Annotated in this window: 20 protein-coding genes; 15 read left to right on the top strand and 5 right to left on the bottom strand. The window is 55.7% G+C overall.

All coding sequences use genetic code 11. The features are described from left to right. The 3 genes from rbbA to H616_RS0111540 form a co-directional block, all read right to left on the bottom strand. Entirely contained in the window at positions 1-2760 is a 2760-nt protein-coding gene (gene rbbA, locus H616_RS0111550) for a ribosome-associated ATPase/putative transporter RbbA (protein ID WP_027967509.1), read from the bottom strand. Further along, on the bottom strand, positions 2757-3833 hold the full coding sequence (locus H616_RS0111545) for an HlyD family secretion protein (RefSeq protein WP_027967508.1): 1077 nt from the start codon (positions 3831-3833) through the stop codon (positions 2757-2759). Before H616_RS0111545 ends, rbbA begins: the two co-directional genes overlap by 4 nt. 111 nt (positions 3834-3944) lie before the next feature. Further along, a complete protein-coding gene (locus H616_RS0111540; protein WP_240470585.1) occupies positions 3945-4559 on the bottom strand; it encodes a DUF3141 domain-containing protein in 615 nt (204 codons plus the stop codon). 501 nt (positions 4560-5060) lie between these two features. On the opposite strand from H616_RS0111540, the gene H616_RS0111530 reads away from it, so the two are divergent. Next, complete coding sequence (locus tag H616_RS0111530; protein WP_027967505.1) at positions 5061-5372, top strand: YqfO family protein; 312 nt, start codon at positions 5061-5063, stop codon at positions 5370-5372. Between the two features lie 29 nt (positions 5373-5401). Here H616_RS0111530 and H616_RS0111525 read toward each other — a convergent pair whose 3' ends face one another. Beyond that, positions 5402-5956, bottom strand: coding sequence for an NUDIX hydrolase (locus H616_RS0111525; RefSeq protein WP_027967504.1), 555 nt, complete (start codon positions 5954-5956; stop codon positions 5402-5404). Positions 5957-6049: 93 nt separating this feature from the next. Between H616_RS0111525 and H616_RS0111520 the strand changes: the two genes are divergently transcribed. The 5 genes from H616_RS0111520 (at position 6050) to H616_RS0111500 (ending at position 10258) form a co-directional block, all read left to right on the top strand. Then, positions 6050-6670, top strand: coding sequence for a CoA pyrophosphatase (locus tag H616_RS0111520; RefSeq protein WP_027967503.1), 621 nt, complete (start codon positions 6050-6052; stop codon positions 6668-6670). Beyond that, positions 6667-7353 (top strand): 2OG-Fe(II) oxygenase, encoded by a 687-nt coding sequence (locus H616_RS0111515; protein ID WP_027967502.1) that lies wholly within the window; start codon positions 6667-6669, stop codon positions 7351-7353. Before H616_RS0111520 ends, H616_RS0111515 begins: the two co-directional genes overlap by 4 nt. 29 nt (positions 7354-7382) lie before the next feature. Beyond that, on the top strand, positions 7383-8567 hold the full coding sequence (locus H616_RS0111510) for an alcohol dehydrogenase catalytic domain-containing protein (protein ID WP_027967501.1): 1185 nt from the start codon (positions 7383-7385) through the stop codon (positions 8565-8567). Continuing rightward, positions 8564-9628 (top strand): proline racemase family protein, encoded by a 1065-nt coding sequence (locus H616_RS0111505; RefSeq protein ID WP_051234245.1) that lies wholly within the window; start codon positions 8564-8566, stop codon positions 9626-9628. Before H616_RS0111510 ends, H616_RS0111505 begins: the two co-directional genes overlap by 4 nt. A gap of 117 nt (positions 9629-9745) precedes the next feature. Further along, entirely contained in the window at positions 9746-10258 is a 513-nt protein-coding gene (locus H616_RS0111500) for a LabA-like NYN domain-containing protein (RefSeq protein WP_051234242.1), read from the top strand. A gap of 49 nt (positions 10259-10307) precedes the next feature. Here the strand turns inward: H616_RS0111500 and H616_RS0111495 are convergent, their stop codons facing one another. After that, positions 10308-10790 carry an Lrp/AsnC family transcriptional regulator gene (locus H616_RS0111495; RefSeq protein ID WP_027967498.1) on the bottom strand — a complete coding sequence of 161 codons (483 nt, stop codon included), beginning with the start codon at positions 10788-10790 and terminating at the stop codon, positions 10308-10310. Between the two features lie 200 nt (positions 10791-10990). Between H616_RS0111495 and alr the strand changes: the two genes are divergently transcribed. The 9 genes from alr (at position 10991) to H616_RS0111450 (ending at position 22724) form a co-directional block, all read left to right on the top strand. Beyond that, a complete protein-coding gene (alr, locus tag H616_RS0111490; RefSeq protein ID WP_027967497.1) occupies positions 10991-12220 on the top strand; it encodes an alanine racemase in 1230 nt (409 codons plus the stop codon). Positions 12221-12326: 106 nt separating this feature from the next. Further along, a complete protein-coding gene (kynU, locus tag H616_RS0111485) occupies positions 12327-13556 on the top strand; it encodes a kynureninase (RefSeq protein ID WP_027967496.1) in 1230 nt (409 codons plus the stop codon). 18 nt (positions 13557-13574) lie between these two features. After that, positions 13575-14381 (top strand): alpha/beta hydrolase, encoded by an 807-nt coding sequence (locus tag H616_RS0111480; RefSeq protein ID WP_027967495.1) that lies wholly within the window; start codon positions 13575-13577, stop codon positions 14379-14381. Between the two features lie 30 nt (positions 14382-14411). Further along, a complete protein-coding gene (locus tag H616_RS0111475; RefSeq protein WP_027967494.1) occupies positions 14412-15761 on the top strand; it encodes a sodium-dependent transporter in 1350 nt (449 codons plus the stop codon). A gap of 329 nt (positions 15762-16090) precedes the next feature. Beyond that, the gene (locus tag H616_RS0111470; RefSeq protein WP_027967493.1) at positions 16091-17260 is read left to right on the top strand and encodes an isovaleryl-CoA dehydrogenase; all 1170 of its coding nucleotides are present in this window, start codon (positions 16091-16093) and stop codon (positions 17258-17260) included. A 28-nt stretch (positions 17261-17288) separates the two neighbouring features. Continuing rightward, positions 17289-18896 carry a carboxyl transferase domain-containing protein gene (locus tag H616_RS0111465; RefSeq protein WP_027967492.1) on the top strand — a complete coding sequence of 536 codons (1608 nt, stop codon included), beginning with the start codon at positions 17289-17291 and terminating at the stop codon, positions 18894-18896. Positions 18897-18906: 10 nt separating this feature from the next. Continuing rightward, the gene (locus H616_RS0111460) at positions 18907-19743 is read left to right on the top strand and encodes an enoyl-CoA hydratase-related protein (protein ID WP_027967491.1); all 837 of its coding nucleotides are present in this window, start codon (positions 18907-18909) and stop codon (positions 19741-19743) included. Continuing rightward, positions 19740-21809 carry an acetyl/propionyl/methylcrotonyl-CoA carboxylase subunit alpha gene (locus H616_RS0111455; RefSeq protein WP_027967490.1) on the top strand — a complete coding sequence of 690 codons (2070 nt, stop codon included), beginning with the start codon at positions 19740-19742 and terminating at the stop codon, positions 21807-21809. Before H616_RS0111460 ends, H616_RS0111455 begins: the two co-directional genes overlap by 4 nt. A 15-nt stretch (positions 21810-21824) precedes the next feature. Next, positions 21825-22724: a hydroxymethylglutaryl-CoA lyase gene (locus H616_RS0111450; protein WP_027967489.1), complete on the top strand. Its 900-nt coding sequence runs from the start codon at positions 21825-21827 to the stop codon at positions 22722-22724. Positions 22725-22965 lie beyond the last annotated feature (241 nt).

Raw genomic sequence — 22965 nt, 5'->3', positions numbered from 1 at the left:
TCATTTTTCCTGCTGTTTCAGCCCAGCGATGCTAACCAAGAGCAGCACGGGAATCGCCAGCAACAAGGGAACGAAATAGGCATACAGGTCCGCCATACCCAGCGCCTTGGCAAACACCCCACGGCTGATGATCAGGAAATGGGCAGTTGGATAAATGTGACCAATGACGACACCGATACCCTCCATAGCAGACACCGGGTGAATCATCCCAGAGAACTGCACAGCAGGAATCAGAGTAACGATAACGGTACCGAAAACCGCGGCAATCTGGCTGCTGAGCACCGAAGACATCAAGAGCCCAAGCCCAGTGGCACAGAACACATAGAGCAGCGCAGCAAGGGTCAGGGTAAGAAAACTGCCCTTGACCGGCACATCAAAGAAGAACACCGCCAGGGCCACCATGATCAGGAAATTCAGCATACCCAGCACCACATAGGGCAGCTGTTTACCTAGCAGGAATTCTGTCCGCGTGACCGGAGTGACGTAGAAATTGATGATCGACCCCATTTCTTTCTCGCGCACCACGCCGAGGGCCGTGAGCATCGCCGGAATCATCATCAGTAGTATGGGAATGACCGCTGGCACCATGGCCGGTAGGCTTTGTACATCAGGGTTGTAGCGGTAGCGCAGAGCAACATCCGCACCGCCGTCAGCATCCACGCCGAGCGACTCCCGAGCCAATGTCTTGAGATAGTCGATGTGAATTCCCTGGGCATAGCCCTTAATGGTATCGGCGCGAGTCGGCATGGAGCCATCGACCCAGAAGGCGATTTCAGGCGTAGCACCGCGCTTAAGATCGCGCCCAAAGCCAGGAGGAATGATCACCCCGAGGCTGATCTTACCGGCACGCATACGCTCATCGAGTTCATCAATACTGGTCAATGGCGGCGTTTCAACAAAGTAACGTGACCCCGCCAGGTTCAGCGAATACGCCTGACTGCTGGTGGTCTGATCGTAATCGAGCACCGCATAGGACAGATCTTCCACGTCCAAGCTGATGCCATAGCCAATGATGAATACCAGTAGCACACTGCCAAACAGCGCGAGCATACCGCGCACCGGATCACGGCGTAATTCCATGGCTTCGCGGTGCGTATAGCTGAACAGCCGCTGGAAGCTGAAGCGCGACGGCGGCGGCGCACTGCCCTTCTGGAGCGCCTGCGGCGGCGCTGCCTCCTGCTCAGAATCGAACGAGCTCTCAGGAGCACTCTCGTCGCTGGCATCTTCGAGATAGGCGATAAAAGCGGCTTCCAGCGTTGCCGCGCCACGTTTCTGCTGCAGCGCCTGTGGTGTATCGCTGTCCAGTACCTTGCCGGCATGCATCAGCGACATGCGATCACAGCGCAGGGCTTCATTCATGAAGTGGGTGGAGATAAAAATAGTCACCTGCTCTTCCCGGGACATGCGAATAAGCTCTACCCAGAAGCTGTCGCGTGCCACCGGATCGACACCAGAGGTAGGCTCATCAAGAATCAATATCTCCGGCCGGTGAACCACCGCCACCGCTAGCGACAGGCGCTGGCGTACGCCCAACGGCAGACCTGCCGGCAGACTATCAACCACCGGCCCCAGGGAAAAACGCTCGATCACTTCCTGAATACGCGCTTCGCGCTCCTTGCCGTTAATCTGGTAAAGGCGCGCATGCAGCTCAAGGTTCTGCCGAACAGTCAGCTCGCTGTACAAAGAGAACGCTTGAGACATATAGCCGACCCGCTGACGTGTATCCAGATCATTGGGATCCACCGGCTGACCAAAGAGGAAAGCCTCCCCTTCGCTAAACGGTAAGAGCCCGGTCAGCATCTTCATGGTGGTGGACTTACCACACCCATTGGAGCCAAGAAAGCCAAAGATCTCACCACGCTCAATACGAAAATTAACGTGATCCACCGCGGTGAAGTCACCAAAGCACTTAGTCAGCCCGTGGGCTTCGATGGCAATTTCATCGCTGGCTTCACGCGGCGGAATAATGACCTCTTGATGCAGGGCGCGTTTGGCCTCCGGCAGCAGGGCAATAAACGCCTGCTCAAGGTTATCGCGACCGGTACGCTCCAGCATCTCGGCTGGCGTACCGGTCGCCAGAATCTGGCCCTCATCCATGGCAACAAGCCAGTCGAAGCCTTCTGCCTCGTCCATATAGGCGGTGGCAACCATCACACTCATATGAGGGCGCTCATCGCGTATACGCGCAATCAGCTCCCAGAACTGATTGCGCGCCAGAGGGTCAACCCCGGTGGTAGGCTCATCAAGAATCAGCAGATCAGGGTCATGAATCAGAGCACAACACAACCCGAGCTTCTGCTTCATCCCGCCGGACAACTTGCCCGCCGGACGCTCGGTAAAATCCTCTAAACCTGTACTGCGGGTCAAATCCTCGATCCGCAGGTTCCGCTCAGCTTTGCTCTGCCCGAACAATCGCCCAAAGAATTCAAGGTTTTCACGAATACTCAGCGTGGGATACAGGTTCTTTCCCAGCCCCTGGGGCATATAAGCGATACGTGGGCAGGACAGACGTCGATGCTCGGCATTAGCCATATCTCCACCCAGCACTCGAACACTGCCCTGCTGGATGCGCCGCGCCCCGGAAACCAATGCCATCAGGCTCGACTTACCCACGCCGTCGGGACCAATCAGTCCCACCATGCGACCGCTGGGAACTTCAAGACTCAAAGCGTCCAGTGCCCGAACCTTTTCGCTGCGTGACCTGCCATACTGCAAGGTGACGTCTTTCAGGCTGACGACGCTGTCCTCAAATCCCGTCATGATTTCACGTTGACCTGCAGCTCAACCGGCCACTCAATCTCGTCATCGAGTTTGAGATAAGCCACACCGGGCAGACCGGTTTTGACCTGCTCCACATGGTTCATTAACAGCTGCGGATCAATACGCGCCTTGACGCGAAACATCAGCTTCTCCCGCTCACTCTCGGTCTCGACGGTTTTGGGCGTGAACTGAGCGACACTGGAGACATAACTGACCTGGGCCGGCACCACGTATTCAGAGGCCGCATCGAGCACGATATGAGCAGCATCGCCGATACCGACCCGCCCCACATCATGGGTCGGCAGAAAGAACGTCATGTAGACATCAGTGAGGTCTACCAAGTTGACGATCTTGGCACCAGAGCCCAGCACCTCACCAGGCTGAGCAATACGGTACTGCACCCGAGCCAGCCGATCTGCCTTGAGTTCGCTGTCTTCAATATCTGCCTGGATGCGTGACACACCGGCTTTGGCGGCAGCGATGGCAGATTCCGCTTCAACGACCCGGGAGCGCGCTGAGTTGATGCCTGCCTCGGCAGTTAGCACCTGAGAGCGTGATGCCAAAACAGCCGCTTCAGCGCTCTGGCGGGCGGCCAGATCGTCATCGAGCTGTTGGCGTGATACCGCATTACGCTGCACCAAAGCCGCGGTGCGCTGATAACGTTTCTGGGCGGCACTGAGCTCCGCCTGACGCTGCTGCACAATCGCCTGGGCCGTGGTTTCTTCGCTTTGCCGCTGGGCAACCACGGCACGAGCAGTTTCCAGGGCATGCTCTGCCTGGTGCACCTGGGCACTGGCCTGCGCCAGCTCAGCGTCCAGGGTATCGGTGTTCATGCGTGCAATCACCTGCCCTGGCTCAACGAAGTCGCCCTCGGCCACCAGCACTTCCATCAAACGACCAGGCAGTTTGGTTGCCACATCAATCTCTGTTGCCTCAATCCGGCCATTGCCGCTGGCAAAGCCGTCGCCTAGCCCGTTGGGCTTGAGCATTTGCCACGCCATCAGCGCGGCCACCGCGACGACCACAACGCCTATCAATAACTTGATGATGGATTTTTTACTTGCCTGCTTCATCGTTCCGTTCCTGTCGCCCAAGAAAACCAACCCGCACGCACCAGACTAACATCTGGCTGACCTGCATCAGCAATAACCTGACGTCTAACATTGGTGCTTTCCACTTGCGCCTCATGGACTTTTTGACGCCCTGACGGATGGCCCAAGCAGCTTCTGTAACTCAGCCCACAACTTTCCCGTGTCACCGTCACCACGGCACCAGGCCGGCTCAATCCTGCCAACGGTATCGAGAATCCGCTGTCGCGCAGCCGCTTCCGGCACCAACTTAGGTAGCTGCTGCAGGCTTTCCTCGGGGTAAGTGAAGACCAGCAGATTCTGCTGGTTCATAATCTGACGAATCGTCGCAACATCCGGCAGGTGCGTTGCTATCTTGCGATAACCTTCGATGACCTTTTCCAGAGAGGACTTGGCCAGTTTGCCATCCGCCTTGGCGAACAGCAGCAACACGCGCAGACCGGCCTCAAGCTCACCACCTTCTGACAAGGCTCTACGAAGCTGTTCTCTGCTCTCTTGGCTTGTGCTATCGCCATGCTGTGTGGTGGCTGATGACGAAGCGGCATTGCTGAGCATGCTCAGGTAACCGTAAATACTGTGGAATGCCAGCTCACCTGCAGCATCACGAAGGTCGCGCCAGCTGTCCAACGCATTAATGATATTGCGCGAAGCCAGCCCCTGCCAGGCCAGTAGCGGATTTTCCGGGCTGACGGCATGGCGCGATTCACGCACCCGCTCAGCAGCTTCAGGCAACCACCACAACGCCGGATTCTGACGGCTCCAGACATTTTATCCGCCCGCTGACGCAAGGTATCCCAAAACAGCACGCTGCGCTCACCCGCATCCAGTAAATACTCCACCCAGTCTGCAGGCCAAGGCATCGACAGGTTGCCCTCAAACAAAGACTGAGTCACTTCCTGCCGACGTGCCTGCATACTGGCATGCAGATTTTGCCGCTGCAGCTGACGCAGCTCGGTAATATTACCCATCAGCCGGCGAGCGGAGTGGTCGATTGCCAACACACCCAAGCTGTCATCCTGTCGATCCATGAAAAATCCTCGCGCAGTCACTGCATTACACGGCGTTGTCGTTAGCATACTACTAAACTGTTGAACAAATATGACCTACCGCATGCGCTTGGGTTTCTCTCAGCCGCTCGCCACTGTTATTTACTGCAGTAGACCCAAGCTGATATTCAAATAGCTCAAGGCGGATATCGTAAGGAGATGTAGCATGTACAAAATGGCTTTTTTCGTACCGGAAACCAACGCCGACCGCGTCAAGCAAGCGGTGTTCGCCACCGGTGCGGGGCAGATGGGTAATTATGAGGCCTGCTGTTTTACGACGCGCGGCCAAGGACAGTTCCGACCATTGCAGGGCGCCAACCCCCACCTGGGCCAGGTGGGGACACTTGAGTTCGTGGATGAACTCAAGATCGAACTGGTCTGCAAGGATGAGCTGGTTCACGCAGCAATTGAGGCGCTAAAGCATGCCCACCCCTATGAGGAGCCGGCCTTTGATGTGTGGCGTATCGAACACGCTTAACGTATAAGGTACGCGCGACAGCAATGCCCTCAGCCTGCGCCAGAGTGACGCTCACGGTCAGGGGTAATGTCGCTAAGATGCAGCGGAAACTCACCGCTGATTCGGTCTTCAAAAAAATGGCGCAGCGTGCGCTCAATGGTAGGGAAAGCCAGCTGATCCCAAGGAATCTCATCTTCTTCGAACAAGGCGACCTCAAGGCTCTCAGGCCCCGGCGCAAAGCTGCCCTCCAGGTCAGCACGAAAAATCATGAACACCTGGTTGATATGCGGCAGATTAATCAGTGTATATAGTCCGTGCAGGCGCGCCTTGGCACACGCTTCTTCATCTGTCTCACGTGCCGCAGCCTGAGGGGTTGTTTCACCGTTTTCCATAAACCCCGCAGGTAGTGTCCAATAGCCTTGCCGTGGAGAAATTGCTCGTCGACACAACAGTACGCGGCTACCGCTCACCGTCAGCGTACCGGCAACAATACGTGGGTTCTGGTAATGAATGGCGTGACATGATTGGCACACATGACGCGGACGATCATCGCCGTCAGGAATAACCAAACGAACCGCCTGACCACAGTGGCTGCAATATTTCATGACACTCCCCGAATGGCCTGCCGTATAACGCGCCCAGCTTGACGGATCTTATGGCAGTAGTGATTAATGGCTATTAAACTCAACGGAACCCCCATGTTAGAGAAACTCCGCGAGCGCCTGCAAGTTAACACGCCTAAACGCTTAGAGCTTGCCATGCCAGAAGCTGCGGTACTCATCCCCGTGGTCACGCACCCTGAGCCTACGTTACTGTTCACACTACGCGCTGCCCACTTGAGCACACACAGCGGCCAAGTGGCCTTTCCAGGCGGCAAGCGTGAAGCCAACGACACAGACCTGCTAGCCACAGCGTTGCGCGAAAGCGAAGAAGAAATTGCGCTCCCCCCCTCTCAGGTTGACGTTATCGGGCAGCTTTCTGACGTTGTTTCACTGCATGGGATCAAGGTCACACCTTATGTTGGCATCGTTCCACCCAACCTGTCTTTGCGTCCAGACCCTGGCGAAATCGCCAGTATTTTCGAAGTACCACTTAAACACTTTCTTGCTGACCAGCGTGAATATACCGACGTCATCCCAGTTAACGGGCGCCGTTATTACGTTCCCAGCTACCGTCAAGATGAGCATGTGATTTGGGGGCTCTCTGCAATGATGCTGGTAGAACTCTTAGCTGAAGGTTTCAACATGCAAATCAATCTTTTCGAGCGGCCGTTAGGCACACTCCGCCATCACCCTGAGCGTGGTCTTCCCCCAAGATGAATCCAACGCATACGTTGCTTCCTGAACACCGTCTCAATGAACTGATCAACGCCTTGGTCGAACAAGGCTGGTATGTGGGTCATGATTTTATTTCTCCTTCGCTACACGCCCCTTTATTTGACGAGGTCATGCGAAAAGCCGAGCACAATGCGTTAACTGCGGCAGGCATTGGTCGCGGACGCGACCACCATCGACGCACCGACATCCGAGGCGATACCATTCAGTGGTTGAACCGTGAAAGTCAGGCACAGCGTCGCTACTTAGACGCCATGGGCGAGCTACAGCAGGCTCTCAATAAAGCATTGTTTCTAGGATTGTTCGAATACGAGGCACACTTTGCCTACTACCCTGCCGGGGCTTTCTACAAACGGCATCTGGACAGTTTTCGTGGTCGCGCCAACCGTGTTATTTCCACCGTCAGCTACCTAAACCCCGACTGGCCCAGTGATGCAGGAGGAGAAATGGCGATTTTTACACCAGAAACGGCAGCGCCTGTCGGTCAAGACTGTGAAGAAGAACAGCAGATAATAGCTCGAGTACAGCCCAAAGCGGGCACCTTTGCCTGTTTTTTGTCTGAACAGATCCCCCATGCCGTGCTACCCACCCGCCTGCCTCGCGCCAGCATTGCTGGCTGGTTTCGGGTTAATACATCTCTGAACAGCACCGTCGACCCGGCCCATTAACAAAACCAATAACGCAAGGAAGCCTAATAATGAACGATACGACGCCACCTCACATGGCAGCCATGCTGCTAACCGGCCATGGCGACATCGACCAATTGGTCTACCAACAGGATGTACCCACACCGACACCCGCTACTGGCGAAGTACTGGTCAAAGTCACTGCTACCGCTAAAAATAATACCGATCGCAAGGCCCGCGAAGGACTCTACCCAACCAAAGATAAAAACGACGTTGCCTCCTTTGCCATGGGCGGCACACCTACGCTGACCTTCCCCCGCATCCAGGGGGCTGATGTCGTTGGCCGCGTCGTCGCCGTAGGCCGCGACGTCGACATCTCGCGTATCGGAGAGCGCGGCCTGCTCGACTTCAACTTGTATGGCAGCCAGCGCCGCGACCTTAACCTAACGCCAGACTACTATGGCCACGGCGCTGACGGCGGCTTTGCCGAATATATCGCCGTGCCGTCGGACCAGTTTCACCACATTGCCAACCCTGATCTAGCCGACGCCGAACTGGCCGCCATGGGCATGTGTTCTTATCAAACCGCCTACCACATGATGACCTCAGCCAGCATCAGTGCTGGCGAACACGTCTTAGTTACCGGTGCCAGCGGCGGTGTGGGCACAGCGCTGATACAACTATGCCGCATTGTCGGGGCCATTCCTTACGCACTAAGCCAGGGCGATAAAGCCGACGCATTATTCGCCCTAGGTGCCGAAGCCGTGCTCGACCGTGCTGATATGCACAACTTCACCGAACAAGTTAAAGCGGTGACCGGCGGTGCACCTATCGATGCGGTGATGGACCTAGCTGGCGGTAAGATGACGGATTTATTCATCGACACCATGATCTTTGACATGAACGCTCGGCAAAGTTATCCGCGTTTGTCCATCGCTGGAGCCAGTGCAGGTAATGTCAGTGAGATCATGTGGACACGTATTTACCTGTATCAAGTGCAGCTTTTCGGTGTCTCCCATGGCACCCGAGAAGAAGCGGAACAGCTCATGGAGTGGATCCGCCAAGGACGACTCAAGCCAGTACTCCATGCCGCTTTCAGACTTTCCGAGCTGCATCAGGCTGAGCGCTACTTCGTCAATCGCGGCACTAACTACCTAGGGAAAATCGTCATCGTACCAGACAGCGAATGGGCCCAGCACGGCGCTCCTTTTGCACTAGAGTCCATCTCCACCCTGGCACTGGAGGCAGCACAATGAGTCAGCCTCTCGCCCCCTTTCTCGCACAACCCCTCACGCTGAAACTGATGGACACCCATGCCGGTGGCGATGTCAGCCGAATCGTACTTGGCGGTATTTCACCGCTGCCAGGTAACACCGTGCGCGCCCAGATGGAGTATCTGCGCGACGAAGCCGATGGCCTGCGCCGTCTATTGCTGGAGGAGCCTTACGGCATTCCCGAAATGTCCGTAGACCTGATTGTACCCGCCAGCGACCCCCGTGCCGCAGCGGGCTATATCATCATGGAAGTGATGGGCTATCCCATCTACTCAGGTTCCAACACTCTGTGTACAGCAACGGCCGTTCTTGAGTCTGGCATCGTACCCAAGCAGGAAGGCATTCAGCATTTTGCTCTCGAATCACCTGCGGGCCTGGTACAAATTGAAGCACGGGTCGAGAATGGCGTGGTCGAAGCCATTACCTGCGCCGGCTTGCCGAGTTATATCGACACCTACCGTGCCACCGTCGAAGTCCCGGGCATGGGCAGCGTTACTTACAGCGTGGCCTACAGCGGCGGCTTCTACGCGTTGGTAGACGCCACAGAGCTTGGCTTCTCACTAGTGCGCGAAGAAGAGCGCGCGCTTGCTGAATGCGCCCATCGCATCGTCGAAGCCATTCGCTTAGAGCGCAGTTTTAGCCACTATAGCCTAGGCGATGTCGGCCCTTTACCGTTTCTGCATTTCATGGGGCCAGTAGAGCAGCTCAGCGACGATTATTACCGCTCACGCTCCACCACTTACGTTCACCCTGGCGTGATCTGTCGTAGCACAACAGGAACAGGCACGTCCGCACGGCTCGCACTGATGCACTTCGAGGGTCGCATTAAACTCGGCGACAGCTTGCAAACCGTATCGCTACGCGAAACCGGCTTTGTTGGTAAATTTACCGGCACGCACCAGCAAGGTGAACACCGCGTCGTAGAAAATACCATCAGCGGAAAAAGCTACGTCATCGCGCACTCTGATATCATATTCAATCCTGAGGACAGCATGCCTCAGTGCGGTGAATTGTCAGGACTGCTTCGCCCCTACCACCGCTAGCCCCTATCAAGGCCATGAATCAACACCATCGAGATACAGCGGGCCCTGGCGCACGGAACCTAGGCCTGCTGTATCACCACTGCACATGCTCAGCCATAGCCCAATACAGAAAGTGATATGCCGGACATTAACGAAAGCGCTACAGCCTCGCCCACAAAAAACGTTGTGCTACTGATTGATGTGCAAAACCTCTATTACACTGCACGCCAGACCTACGGCAAACACGTCAACTACAACACGTTATGGGCCATGGCAACCCAAGGGCGTCACGTTGACAAAGCATTCGCTTACGCTATCGACCGTGGCGACACACGCCAACGCCAATTTCAGAATATCCTGCGCGGTATCGGTTTTGAGATGCGCCTAAAGCCGTTCATACAACGTGCTGACGGTTCAGCTAAAGGCGACTGGGACGTTGGCATCACACTGGACGCCATGCGCTACGGCAGCAGCGCCGATATCGTGGTACTGGCCTCGGGTGATGGAGATTTCGCTATGCTGGCCGATGCGTTGCGCGAAGAACACAACGTAGAGGTTGAAGTGTACGGCGTAGCAGCACTGACCGCCGCCGCCCTAATGCGCTCAGCCACCCGCTTTATACCCATTGAAGGCAAACTGCTAATGCGCTGACAGCCAATACATTAAAATATTCATCTAAATCAACCATATAACAACATACTCAAGACGTCACAGCAGACATATCCAACTTCAGGGGCCCGTTGCTTTTCAAAATATTCATGGCCACTTGTGTCGTGATATCTCTGACACCATGCATTGGACTCACAACATCTGACAAAAAAGCTGACAACGCGGCCAAATTCTCTACCACCACTTTGAGTATATAGTCGTAACTCCCCGTCACTGTATGGCACTCAACAACCTCATCCCAAGCCAGCAAACCAGCGACAGCGTCATGGGGTGAAATCAGCAACCCCTTATCCATAGACAAAAATATAAACGCCGTCACTTTAAGGTTCAGCGCCAACGGATCCAGCCTCAGCGAATACCCCAGAATAACGCCTTCCTGTTGTAAACGCGTGATACGCCGCGAACATTGACTGGTCGATAGATTAACCGCCTCAGAAAGTACGCCCAGCGTCATACTGGCATCACGCTGCAGCTCATACAAAATTTTCACATCAAAGCGATCAAACGCAATCATTTTTCATCCAAACATAAATTTATACAAAAAGTTTTTATTAAAGTGTCAAAACCCAGGACAAAAAGCAAATTCATTGTTAGCAACTACCTCTAGAATGTTTATATGGCGACGCCTTAGGTGCAAGACACAAAGCCGACCGGCTCGATGCCATGAGTCATCCCAGTCTCTATGCGTACCGATTCAAGATACGAGGTAAAATAATGAATAAAAAAACCAAAGCAATCGCTCTCGCCACGGCTTCTGCACTCGCTCTAGTAACCCATACCCAGGCCATGGCAGCCCCCTTGCTGCCAAACGAGCGAGCCGTGTCCGAAGCCAGTGATGTAACTCAATGGTCCAATGCCTGGATAGAAATTGATACCGCCGCCTTCGAGCGCAACTTGACGGCCCTGCAAGAGCACCTGGGCGACACCCAGATATGTCCGACTATGAAGGCCGACGCCTATGGTCATGGCATTTCTCTACTGATGCCAACGGTGATCGCGCAAGGAATTTCCTGTGTTGGAATCACGAGTAATGAAGAAGCCAGAGTCGTCCGCGAGAGCGGTTTTGAGGCCCGTATTGTAAGACTACGAGCAGCTCCGCTAGGTGAAATGCTAGCGGGCATGCAGTACGGCGTTGAAGAAATGGTTGGCAACCTAGACGTCGCACGAACGCTTGCCGAGGCCGCAGCTAGCCAGGAAACAACCGTGCCTTTCCACTTGGCGCTGAATTCCGGCGAAATGAGTCGAAACGGCATGGAAGTGGATTCCAACAAGCAGCAGGCTCTGGAAATACTACAACTCAAAGGCCAAGGCCTAGAGCCAGTGGGAATCATGACTCACTTCGCCCTCGAGGATAAAGCCAAGATCCGCGAAGGAGTAAAGGAGTTTAAAGAAGACGCCAACTGGCTGATCAATCAGGCAGGCCTAGACCGCAGCAACATCACTCTTCACGCAGCCAACTCATTTCTCACCATGGAGTTGCCCGAGGCCCACTTCGATATGGTTCGCCCAGGCCGTATCCTCTATGGCGACAGTAGCTACCCGCAATTCGACCGTCTAATGACCTTCAAAACCCGGGTCGCTAGTGTTAACGACTACCCAGCCAACGCTGGGGTAGTGTATGGCCATACCTACACGCTGGAGCGTGATTCAAAGCTGGCCAACATTCCCGTTGGTTACTCCGACGGTTATCGACGTATTTTCGCCAACCAGGGTAACGTGCTGATCAACGGTCAACGCGCACCCGTGGTCGGCGGTATTACCATGAATACCTTTATGGTCGATGTCACCGACATTCCCAATGTCAACTCAGGTGATGAAGTGGTGATCTTCGGCAAGCAGGGTGAAGAGGAAATCACCGCGACAGAACTGCAAAACATCATGAACGAGATCATGGTGGACATGTACTCGGTGTGGAGCCAAACCAACCCCAAAATTCCACACTGAACCGACAAACAGACCAGTGAAGCCTGAGCGTTAACCCGACTGGCGATCAGGCATTGCTTCGCCCGCTTAAGGCGACGTCCATTAATTCCTACTTTCTGGAAACATTATGCACATAACCCTCGACGCAGTTCGCGAGCTCGATCGCCAGGACCCACTATCAGGCTTCAAATCACAATTTGCTCTGCCTGAAGGCATCCTCTACCTCGATGGCAACTCGCTAGGCGCACAACCTGTTGCTGCCCGAGGGGCCGTCGCAGACACCATGGACCAGTGGCGCGATGAGTTGATAAAAAGCTGGAATCAGGGCTGGTTTGACGCCCCTGAGCGCCTCGGTAACCTGCTTGCCCCCCTACTCGGCGCAAGCGAAGGTGAGGTTATCATCACCGATAACATCACGCTCAATCTATACAAGCTGCTCGGCTACATCACCGACCAACATCGCGATGGACGCCGTGTGGTGCTAAGCGAGGGGGGGAATTTCCCCACGGATGGCTATATTGCCCAAGGCTTCTGTCGCCTCAGTGGCCATGAGCACCGTTTCTTGCCCGAGGGCACTGAGCTTACAGAGCAACTGGGCGACGTCGCCGTCGTGGTGCTGAGCCACGTCAACTACCGTACCGGCAAGCTACGTGACATGGCAGAAATTACCCGCCAGGTACATAGTCAGGGTGCTGAGGTTATCTGGGATCTAGCCCACTCCGCTGGCGCGTTACCCATTTCACTGAACGACTGTGGCGTACGCTACGCCGTGGGCTGTACCTACAAGTACCTTAACGGCGGCCCTGGCGCGCCGGCCTTCCTTTACACCCATCGCGAGTATCAGGATGCCGGTTGGCAGCCACTCACTGGCTGGCACGGCCATGCCGCGCCCTTTGCTTTCGACGAAAACTACGTGCCGGCTGACGACATAACCCGCTTTCGTACCGGCACTCACTCAGCACTGATCTACAGCGCTCTGGAAGCTTCTCTAACGATGTGGACGGAGGTCGATATGACGTCCTTGCGCACCAAGAGCTTGCGCCTCACCGAACTATTTCGTGACTGCCTCGCTGACCTGCTCGCCCCCTACGGTATCGAGGACATTACCCCAGAGACTGACGAACGAGGCAGCCAGGTTGCGCTAATCGACAAAGAGAATGGCTTCGCCATCATTCAAGCGCTGATCGCCCGAGGTGTCATCGGTGATTACCGCGAACCCGGCTTACTACGCTTTGGCTTTACCCCGTTATATCTCAGTTACGAAGACGTCTGGCAAGCCGCCCAGCATGTTCGCGACGTACTTGAAAGCGGCGAATATAAAGACCCGCGCTTCAACGTTCGCACCTCCGTGACCTGACACAAAAGGTAAAACGTTATGAGTCAGCAAGCACTAGACAAGGAATACTCACCAAGTCTTTATGCGCCTGGTTTCGAAGATATCCTCGCGAAACAGGCTTCACAGGGGCATGCATTTGCTGCAGCTCATGCACCTCAGCACCTGCAATATGGAAAGGACCCAGCGGCCTGCCTAGACCTGTTCGTACCTGAAGGGAAAGGCCCCTGGCCGCTTATGGTGTTCATTCACGGAGGGTACTGGCAGGAGCTCAGCCATACCGCGACCAACTTTCTCGCCAAGCATTACCTGGAACGCGGCATGGCCTTCGCTTCCTTGGGGTATGAGCTGGCCCCACAGGTGTCTATCGAGACGATGATAGAGCAGTGCCACCAAGGACTAAGAGCTGCGATCACTCAGCTCAAGTCCCAGGGGGGCCATAGGTCACTGGTACTCGGCGGCCATAGTGCCGGAGCCCAGCTGGCCTTCTGGGTAGCAACCGCGGAAGCCGCAGCTAAAGACAGCACTCCCATCGACGAGCTATTGCTAGTCAGTGGCGTTTTTGACTTAACGCCACTAACGGAGACCTATGTCAACGCCCCCCTAGGACTAGACGCCGCCCGAGCCCACTTACTCAGCCCACGTTTTGGCAAGCTATCTGGCTTACCGCCAGTACACCTCATTATCGCAGAACACGATACACCGGCTTTTCGCCGCCAGTGTCATGAGTTTTTCGCAGCGATACTGAACGTTGGCGGCACAGCCAACATCATGGACTTACCTGGGTGCAACCACTTCGATGTTCTAGATCACCTCGCTACTTGCTCTAGCGGTGAGTCAAAACAATAAAGCTGCCGAATCCTGGCACCTCTTAGAGAAATGAAAACTATGACAACAAGAGCACAATTTTCCTCGCGATTCGGCTTCCTCATGGCAGCAGCAGGTGCTGCCGTAGGGCTGGGCAATGTATGGAGCTTTCCCTCCATGGCCGCCAACAATGGCGGCGGTGCCTTTCTGATCATTTACGTGATAATGGCATTTGTTCTGGCCTACCCCGCCCTCATGGCAGAGCTGACTCTAGGTCGCTACGCGCAAAGCGGCATCATCAATGCCATGACCAAAGTGGGAGGTCAGGGAATCAAAAAACATGTGGGGCTCGGCGTCGGCAGCCTAGCCGTTGTGACTGCGTGTCTTGGCCAGGCGTTCTACGCCATTGTTACCGGCTGGCTACTCAAATATACGCTGGCACCGTTTTTTGACCTAATAGGCTTAGACAGCTGGGCAGCAGGTTTGACTGCTGGTGGCTTCTGGACAGACTGGCTATTTGCCAGCCTAGCCATGTTGATCTGCGTTTCCGTCGTTCTGCGCGGCGTCAATAAAGGTATCGAGCGCTGGTCCAAGCGATTGATGCCCTTACTGATATTACTCATGCTGCTACTGACGGTTATCTTCATGACATTGCCTGGCGCATCACAGGGGCTGTCTACCTACCTGGTACCAGACTTCTCACAGGTAAATGGCCAACTAGTGATGGACGCCATGGGCCAGGCATTTTTCTCGCTATCTATTGGCGTTGGTGCTATGGCGATCTATGGCTCTTATCTGAGTCGCGACACGAATTTGCCGCGTATTGGTGCTCAGGTCATGTTCATTGACATGGGAGTTGCTTTCATTGCTGGGCTACTGATCGTGCCCTCCATGTTCGTTGCCAACAACCTTGGCGTGAACATTTTTAATGACGCTGGCCAAGTACAAAGTTCTGCCACCCTGTTATTTGATGTCATGCCCGCAATGTTCAACGAGCTGGGCAGTTTGGGTGCAGCACTTGAAGTGCTATTTTTTGCCCTACTGGCTATCGCTGCTCTGACCTCGATGTTCCCTGTACTTGAGGTACCCGTGGCCACCGTTGTAGAAACGGGTGTTATTTCACGACGCCCAGGCACCCTGCTAATGGGCTCCCTCATTCTTGCGATCACCACACTGATTTTAATGTATTTTGATGTCCTGTTCGGCTTAGCGATCACCTTCACGATTACCTACAGCATGCCATTAATTGGTGCCGTGACCTGCCTATACGTCGGTTGGCTATTGTCACGGAATGTAAAATTAAATGAATTACGCCAAGGTGCGCCAGACATCGAAAAGTCGCTGTTTTGGAAAATATGGCCTTGGTACATTTGGGCCGTATGCCCAGCACTGGTACTCATCGTACTATTTAACAGCATCTAATCAGCTGGATCGCTAAAGCGGAGAGATAGCTTGCTGGACGAACAGCTGCCGGGGTTACCCCGGCAGCTGTTTACTTTTCTCTTCCTTAAGCCTCGTCTTCATTACCCCATCTCTATCGCCATTTCTTGTACGCCCCACTGCGCTCTAAGCCCAAGTCTCTAAGCGATTTTTTTCGTGGATCTTTTCCCGCTCTGAACTGAAAAATCATGGCAGTGGCCGTAGGTTTTCAAGCCTAACCTTTACGTTAACGTAAACCTGTTCTAGTCTTAAGATATTGCCATACTCACTTACCGCAAGTTGCACACAGAATCACTCTGGGAGTTTCTCTTATGCATAGCCTCTACGCCCCTCTCGACTTCGGCCTCGATGAGACCCTCGTCATGCTGCGCGAACAGGTTAACGCCTTCGCCCGCGATGAAATCGCACCCCGTGCTGCCGAAATCGACGAAAAAAATGAGTTTCCCAACGATTTGTGGAAAAAATTCGGCGATATGGGGCTGCTTGGAATCACCGTACCTGATGAAGACGGTGGCAGCGGTATGGGCTACTTAGCACACTGTATTGCGCTAGAAGAAATCTCCCGCGCTAGCGCCTCCGTGGGGCTTTCTTACGGCGCGCATTCCAACTTGTGCGTTAACCAAATCAAGATCAATGCCAACGCCGAACAGAAAGCCAAATATCTGCCCAAACTGATCAGCGGCGAGCATGTCGGCGCATTGGCCATGTCTGAGCCAGGTGCTGGATCTGATGTGGTTTCCATGCGCCTCAAAGCAGAAAAGCGCGGTGACCACTATGTACTAAACGGCAACAAAATGTGGATCACTAATGGGCCCGACGCCGATACGCTGGTGGTTTATGCCAAAACCGACCCCGACGCCGGCTCAAAGGGCATCACCGCTTTTATTATCGAAAAAGGCTTTAAGGGCTTCTCTACCGCCCAAAAACTCGACAAGCTCGGCATGCGCGGCTCCAATACGTGCGAGCTGGTATTTGAAGACTGTGAGGTACCGGCAGAAAACGTATTGGGCGAGGTCAATCGTGGGGTACGCGTTTTAATGAGCGGCCTAGACTTCGAACGCACCGTGCTCGCCGCCGGCCCTATCGGCATCATGCAGGCAGCCATGGACATCGTGGTGCCTTACGTCCATGAACGTAAACAGTTCAACCAGTCCATCGGCGAGTTCCAACTGATTCAAGGCAAAATTGCCGACATGTACACCACGCTGAACGCGTGTCGCGCCTATCTCTACACCGCCGCCGCTGCCTGTGACCGTGGCAACGCCTCGCGCAAGGACGCCGCGGGCGTCATTTTATATTGCGCAGAGAAAGCAACCCAAGTTGCCCTGGATGCCATTCAGCTTCTAGGCGGCAACGGCTATATCAACGAGTATCCCACCGGACGCCTACTGCGTGATGCCAAGCTCTATGAAATTGGCGCTGGCACCAGTGAAGTGCGCCGCATGCTGATCGGCCGCGAAATCTTCAACGAATCAAAATAAGCCTAACGCCTGTGTCCCGGAGGGATAAATGAGCATCCTGCAAACCCAGATCAACCCGCGCGCCGAGGACTTTCAGGCCCGCGATGCGGCCATGCGCAGCGAGGTCGGCAAACTCAACAAGCTGACCGCCGCCATCAGCCAGGGCGGTGGTGAGACATCTCGTACGCGCCATGAGTCGCGTGGCAAATTATTTGTGCGCGATCGTATCGACCACCTGCTCGATGAAGGTTCGCCCTTTCTCGAGTTTTCTGCGCTGGCCGCTCATAGCGTCTATGACGACCCGATTCCCGCTGCCGGTTTGGTCACCGGTATTGGCCGAGTGTCCGGCGTGGAGTGCGTGATTGTCGCTAATGACGCGACAGTCAAGGGCGGCACGTATTTCCCGATGACGGTAAAGAAACACTTGCGCGCCCAGGAGATTGCCCGCAAGCACCGCCTGCCGTGTATCTATCTGGTCGATTCCGGCGGCGCCTTTCTGCCACGCCAGGATGAAGTCTTTCCCGACCGCGATCACTTTGGCCGAATCTTTTATAACCAAGCCACGCTGTCATCGGAAGGCATCCCGCAAATTGCCGTGGTCATGGGTTCGTGCACCGCTGGTGGCGCCTATGTGCCAGCCATGGCCGATGAATCGATCATCGTTAAAGAGCAAGGCACCATCTTTCTGGGTGGGCCGCCACTGGTAAAAGCCGCCACTGGCGAGTCGATCAGCGCCGAAGACCTCGGCGGAGCCGATGTTCACGCCAAAGTCAGTGGTGTAGCTGATCACTACGCAGAAAACGACGCTCATGCCTTACAACTGGCCCGCGCCTGCGTGTCGCGCCTTAACTGGCAGAAGCGCGGCAAACTAGCCATGGCTGAGCCCAAGCCACCGCGTCTAGACCCCAATGAGCTATACGGCATCGTCGGCACCGACCTCAAAAAACCGTTTGACGTGCGCGAAGTGATCGGCCGCATTGTTGATGACTCCAACTTCGACGAGTTCAAACGTTACTATGGCGATACGCTAGTCACCGGCTTTGCCCATATTCACGGTCACCCAGTGGGTATTGTCGCTAACAACGGCGTACTGTTCTCGGAATCCGCCGTTAAAGGGGCGCACTTCATCGAGCTTTGTGCCCAGCGCAAAATTCCGCTGGTGTTCTTGCAGAACATCACCGGTTTCATGGTGGGTTCTAAGTATGAACACGAAGGCATTGCCAAGCACGGCGCTAAGCTAGTTACCGCCGTGGCCTGTGCTAAAGTGCCCAAATTCACCGTATTGATCGGCGGTAGCTTCGGTGCGGGCAACTACGGTATGTGTGGCCGCGCGTTCGACCCCAACCTACTGTTCATGTGGCCCAATGCGCGCATTTCAGTCATGGGTGGCGAGCAGGCTGCGGGCGTACTGGGACAAGTCAAACGCGAACAGCTCGAACGTAATGGTCAGGCATGGAGCGCCGCGGAAGAAGAAGCCTTCAAGCAACCCACCCGCGATCAGTACGAGCACCAGGGCCACCCCTATTACGCCAGCGCCCGCCTGTGGGATGACGGCGTAATCGACCCTGCCCAAACCCGCGATGTGCTAGGCCTGTCACTGGCTGCTGCCATGAATGCCGAAATCGAAGAAACACGCTTTGGCGTGTTCCGGATGTAGGGGAAATACCATGACAACGACAGCATTTTCCCTGCTCGAGATCGACAGCCGTGGTATTGCTTGGCTAACGCTCAAACGTCCCGACGTTCACAATGCCTTTGATGACAGTCTGATCGGCGAAATCAACGCGCACCTAACCCAAGTGCGCAATGCCGCCGAGCGCGGCGAAGTTCGCGCAATGGTGTTGGGCTCTGACGGCAAAAGCTTCTCTGCTGGTGCCGATCTTGGCTGGATGAAGCGCATGGTCGAGTACGACGTCGACAGCAACCTCGCCGACTCCCGCGAACTGTCGCGGCTAATGCACCAGCTCGATACCCTGCCTTGCCCTACGCTATGCCGCGTGCAAGGTGCTGCGTTTGGCGGCGCTGTCGGCCTGGCTGCCTGCTGCGACATCGTTATCGCCTCCGAAAAAGCTAAATTCTGCCTGTCCGAAGTCCGCATTGGCCTATCCCCGGCAGTCATCAGCCCTTATGTACAACGCGCGCTTGGCGAGCGCCAAATGCGCCGCTATGCACTAACCGCTGAAGTAATGGATGCCGCCACCGCTGAAAAACTGGGCTTGGTACATCACCTTGTCGACGCCGACCCAGAGCACAGGGCCCTGAATATGGCGGTTAACACCATACTCGACACCCTGCTAGGTACCTCACCCCAGGCCAGCTTTGCCACCAAGGCGTTACTGGCCGACGTTGCCCGAGCCCCTGACAGCGACGCCACCCGCGAGCTTACCTGCCAAGTGATCAGCAAATTGCGCGTCAGCGCCGAGGGTCAGGAAGGCCTTGGCAGCTTCTTTGAAAAACGTCGCCCAGCCTGGGCACCCTCTACCAATACGGAGCGCAACTCATGACCCTGACGCCAGCTTCACACATCAAGCGCTTCGATACGCTGTTGATCGCCAACCGTGGCGAAATCGCCTGCCGCATCATGCGCACTGCTCGCGCCATGGGCTTACGCACCGTGGCTATTTATTCTGATGCCGACGCTAACGCCCGCCATGTGCGCGAAGCCGATGAAGCTGTGCGTATTGGCCCAGCCGCCGCCCGCGAAAGCTACCTGGATGTTGCAGCCGTTATCGCAGCAGCTCAGCGTACCGGCACCGGTGCGATTCACCCCGGCTACGGCTTCCTATCGGAGAACGGTACTTTTGTCGAAGCGCTCGATACCGCCGGCATCACCTTTGTTGGCCCGCCCGCCTCAGCCATCGCCGCCATGGGCGACAAATCTGCCGCCAAAGTGCGCATGGAAAAAGCCAGCGTACCGTTAGTACCCGGCTACCACGGCGCTGACCAAGATGACGCTCTGCTACGCCGTGAAGCCGACAGTATCGGCTACCCAGTACTACTTAAGGCCAGCGCTGGCGGCGGCGGCAAGGGAATGCGCGTGGTTGAGTCTGGCGATGAGTTTCAGGCCATGCTGGATGGCTGTCGCCGCGAGTCTCGCGCTGCCTTCAGCGACGACCGCATGCTAATCGAGAAATACCTGACCCAACCGCGCCACGTTGAAGTTCAAGTGTTCTGCGACAGCCACGGCAACGGTGTCTACCTGTTTGAGCGCGACTGCAGCGTGCAACGCCGCCATCAAAAAGTGTTGGAAGAAGCGCCCGCACCGGGCATGAGCGAAGCACTACGCTGCAAAATGGGTGACGCTGCCGTGCGTGCCGCCCAAGAAATCGGCTACGTTGGTGCCGGCACAGTAGAGTTTTTGCTGGATGCCGATGGGTCGTTCTATTTCATGGAAATGAACACCCGCCTGCAGGTGGAGCACCCCATCACCGAAATGATCACCGGCCAGGACTTGGTGGAATGGCAGCTGCGCGTGGCCATGGGGGAATCTCTGCCCTGCACCCAGCAAGAGCTGAGCATCAACGGGCATAGTTTCGAAGCGCGCTTATACGCTGAAGACCCAGAGCAAGACTTTCTGCCCGCCACCGGCACCCTGAGCCGCTTTCATGTTGACCTTGAAGGCGCAGGCCTCACACCCGAGCAAGTACGCCTGGATAGTGGCGTAGAAAGCGGCGATACGGTATCGATGCACTACGACCCAATGCTGGCCAAATTGATTGTTCATGGCCCCGATCGTGCGGCAGCTCTAGCCACACTGAACCGCGCCCTGGCCGCACTGGATGTTCAAGGCGTCGTCACCAACCGTGCTTTTCTTCAGCGCTTGGCAACACACCCGGACTTCGCCTCGGGTAACGTTGATACGCGCTTTATTGAGCGCCACGAAGATAGCCTGTTCGCCAAACATCGCTATACCCATGAAAACTACGCTAGCGCTGCGCTGGTCGGCTTGCACCAGCTGGCCCGTGAGAGCGAAAGCCACTCACCCTGGGACCGTCACGACGGCTTTCGCCTCAATGCGCCACGCACCATTCGCATTGCCCTGTGCCCAATTACCCAGGGTCAAGGCCAAAACGTGCCTGCCGATGCTGAATTCTGCGTAGTTGAGGGCCAGCGAGCCGCCGGCGCCAACGACTGGCAACTGACCATTGGTAATGAAACGCTACACGCCACGATTAGCTCATTAGAAGGCGACGCCGTCGCTATCACCCTGAACGGTCACCGCCGTCGTTTACAAGCTCGGCTAGTTGGCGAGCGCGAGCGCAACATTGTCGTGATGGTGGACTCACAACGCGAAACGCGCCTTTACTGGAATCGTATCGACAGCATCGACCACGGCCACCACGAAGCCGAATCGACTCTCACCGCCCCCATGCATGGCACCGTAGTCACCCTGCTACAAGAGCCCGGAGTGCGTGTTGAAAAAGGCATGCCGCTAATGGTCATGGAAGCCATGAAAATGGAGCACACCATCAACGCCCCCACCAACGGCCAAGTAGAAAGCTTCCATTTCTCTGCTGGCGACACCGTAGGTCAAGGCGACGTGCTGCTGGAATTCGCCCCCGAGGAATAGGACTGGAGACACCCCATGGCATTTCCCCAACAGGTACGCTTGGTCGAAGTTGGCCCCCGCGACGGGCTCCAAAACGAGCCAGACCCTATCGCCACCGAAACCAAGCTGGAACTGATCGAACGCTTGAGCGCAGCGGGCATCCGCCATATCGAAGCAGCCAGTTTCGTGTCTCCTAAGTGGGTTCCGCAGATGGCGGATCACCATGACGTGATAACCGGCCTCAAACGCCGCGACGGCGTCACCTACTCAGCACTCACCCCCAACCTTAAGGGACTCGAAGCGGCTCTTGCATGCGGCGTTGAAGAGGTCGCGGTATTTGGTGCTGCGTCGGAGTCTTTCTCACAGAAGAACATCAACTGCTCAGTCAACGAGTCACTGGAACGCTTTGCGCCGGTGCTTGAACGCGCTAGGCAAGCCAACGTGCGCGTGCGCGGTTATGTCTCCTGCGTGCTGGGCTGCCCCTACGAAGGCGAGATAGCTCCAGCCAAGGTCGCTGAAGTCGCTAAAGCGCTGTATGACATGGGCTGCTATGAAGTCTCCTTGGGCGACACCATTGGCACCGGCACACCGCTAGCCGCCAAGCGCATGATCGACGCCGTCGCCCGCGAGATCCCTATCGACAAGCTCGCTGCCCACTTCCACGACACCTACGGCCAAGCGCTAGCCAACCTCTACGCTGTACTCGAGCAAGGCGTGGCCGTCATCGACAGCTCCGTGGCTGGCCTTGGCGGCTGCCCCTATGCCAAAGGTGCCTCCGGCAACGCAGCCTCTGAAGACGTGGTGTATATGCTCAACGGCCTGGGTATCGACACCGGCATCGACCTTAACGCCCTCGCCGCCACCGGCAACTGGATCACCCACACCATCAGCCGGCCCAACCGCTCGAAAACCAGCGTCGCACTAGCGGCCAGGTAAATTACCCAGGCCAAACGAAAGCCCCCAGTCAGACCAAGACCCGGGGGCTAGTCATTCATTACCTCATATATAACGCCAGCCAGCATGCTCGGGTACGAAATAAAGGCGAAGGCGTAATACCAAGAATGTCGACGTGTCAGCACGGATTATGTTCTGAACCAACTTCCAAAACTCAGCATCATTTCTCGCAGAAAGCCTTGAAAGCCAAACGCCTCATACCTTCGAACCGCAAGGCGACTCA

Origin of the sequence: Halomonas halocynthiae DSM 14573 (assembly GCF_000425725.1) — a bacterium.
GTDB lineage: Bacteria > Pseudomonadota > Gammaproteobacteria > Pseudomonadales > Halomonadaceae > Halomonas > Halomonas halocynthiae.
This window is presented reverse-complemented; position numbering and strand designations above follow the sequence as displayed.

What these genes read in the sequence shown, in the direction of transcription:
- H616_RS0111505 (WP_051234245.1), top strand. Translation starts at nt 8,564, where the DNA reads ATGAGTCAGCCTCTCGCCCCCTTTCTCGCACAACCCCTCACGCTGAAA.
- alr (WP_027967497.1), top strand. Translation starts at nt 10,991, where the DNA reads ATGAATAAAAAAACCAAAGCAATCGCTCTCGCCACGGCTTCTGCACTC.
- H616_RS0111515 (WP_027967502.1), top strand. Translation starts at nt 6,667, where the DNA reads ATGAATCCAACGCATACGTTGCTTCCTGAACACCGTCTCAATGAACTG.
- H616_RS0111470 (WP_027967493.1), top strand. Translation starts at nt 16,091, where the DNA reads ATGCATAGCCTCTACGCCCCTCTCGACTTCGGCCTCGATGAGACCCTC.
- H616_RS0111460 (WP_027967491.1), top strand. Translation starts at nt 18,907, where the DNA reads ATGACAACGACAGCATTTTCCCTGCTCGAGATCGACAGCCGTGGTATT.
- H616_RS0111465 (WP_027967492.1), top strand. Translation starts at nt 17,289, where the DNA reads ATGAGCATCCTGCAAACCCAGATCAACCCGCGCGCCGAGGACTTTCAG.
- H616_RS0111450 (WP_027967489.1), top strand. Translation starts at nt 21,825, where the DNA reads ATGGCATTTCCCCAACAGGTACGCTTGGTCGAAGTTGGCCCCCGCGAC.
- H616_RS0111480 (WP_027967495.1), top strand. Translation starts at nt 13,575, where the DNA reads ATGAGTCAGCAAGCACTAGACAAGGAATACTCACCAAGTCTTTATGCG.
- H616_RS0111475 (WP_027967494.1), top strand. Translation starts at nt 14,412, where the DNA reads ATGAAAACTATGACAACAAGAGCACAATTTTCCTCGCGATTCGGCTTC.
- rbbA (WP_027967509.1), bottom strand. Translation starts at nt 2,760, where the DNA reads ATGACGGGATTTGAGGACAGCGTCGTCAGCCTGAAAGACGTCACCTTG.
- H616_RS0111500 (WP_051234242.1), top strand. Translation starts at nt 9,746, where the DNA reads ATGCCGGACATTAACGAAAGCGCTACAGCCTCGCCCACAAAAAACGTT.
- H616_RS0111525 (WP_027967504.1), bottom strand. Translation starts at nt 5,956, where the DNA reads ATGAAATATTGCAGCCACTGTGGTCAGGCGGTTCGTTTGGTTATTCCT.
- H616_RS0111510 (WP_027967501.1), top strand. Translation starts at nt 7,383, where the DNA reads ATGAACGATACGACGCCACCTCACATGGCAGCCATGCTGCTAACCGGC.
- kynU (WP_027967496.1), top strand. Translation starts at nt 12,327, where the DNA reads ATGCACATAACCCTCGACGCAGTTCGCGAGCTCGATCGCCAGGACCCA.
- H616_RS0111545 (WP_027967508.1), bottom strand. Translation starts at nt 3,833, where the DNA reads ATGAAGCAGGCAAGTAAAAAATCCATCATCAAGTTATTGATAGGCGTT.
- H616_RS0111455 (WP_027967490.1), top strand. Translation starts at nt 19,740, where the DNA reads ATGACCCTGACGCCAGCTTCACACATCAAGCGCTTCGATACGCTGTTG.
- H616_RS0111530 (WP_027967505.1), top strand. Translation starts at nt 5,061, where the DNA reads ATGTACAAAATGGCTTTTTTCGTACCGGAAACCAACGCCGACCGCGTC.
- H616_RS0111495 (WP_027967498.1), bottom strand. Translation starts at nt 10,790, where the DNA reads ATGATTGCGTTTGATCGCTTTGATGTGAAAATTTTGTATGAGCTGCAG.
- H616_RS0111520 (WP_027967503.1), top strand. Translation starts at nt 6,050, where the DNA reads ATGTTAGAGAAACTCCGCGAGCGCCTGCAAGTTAACACGCCTAAACGC.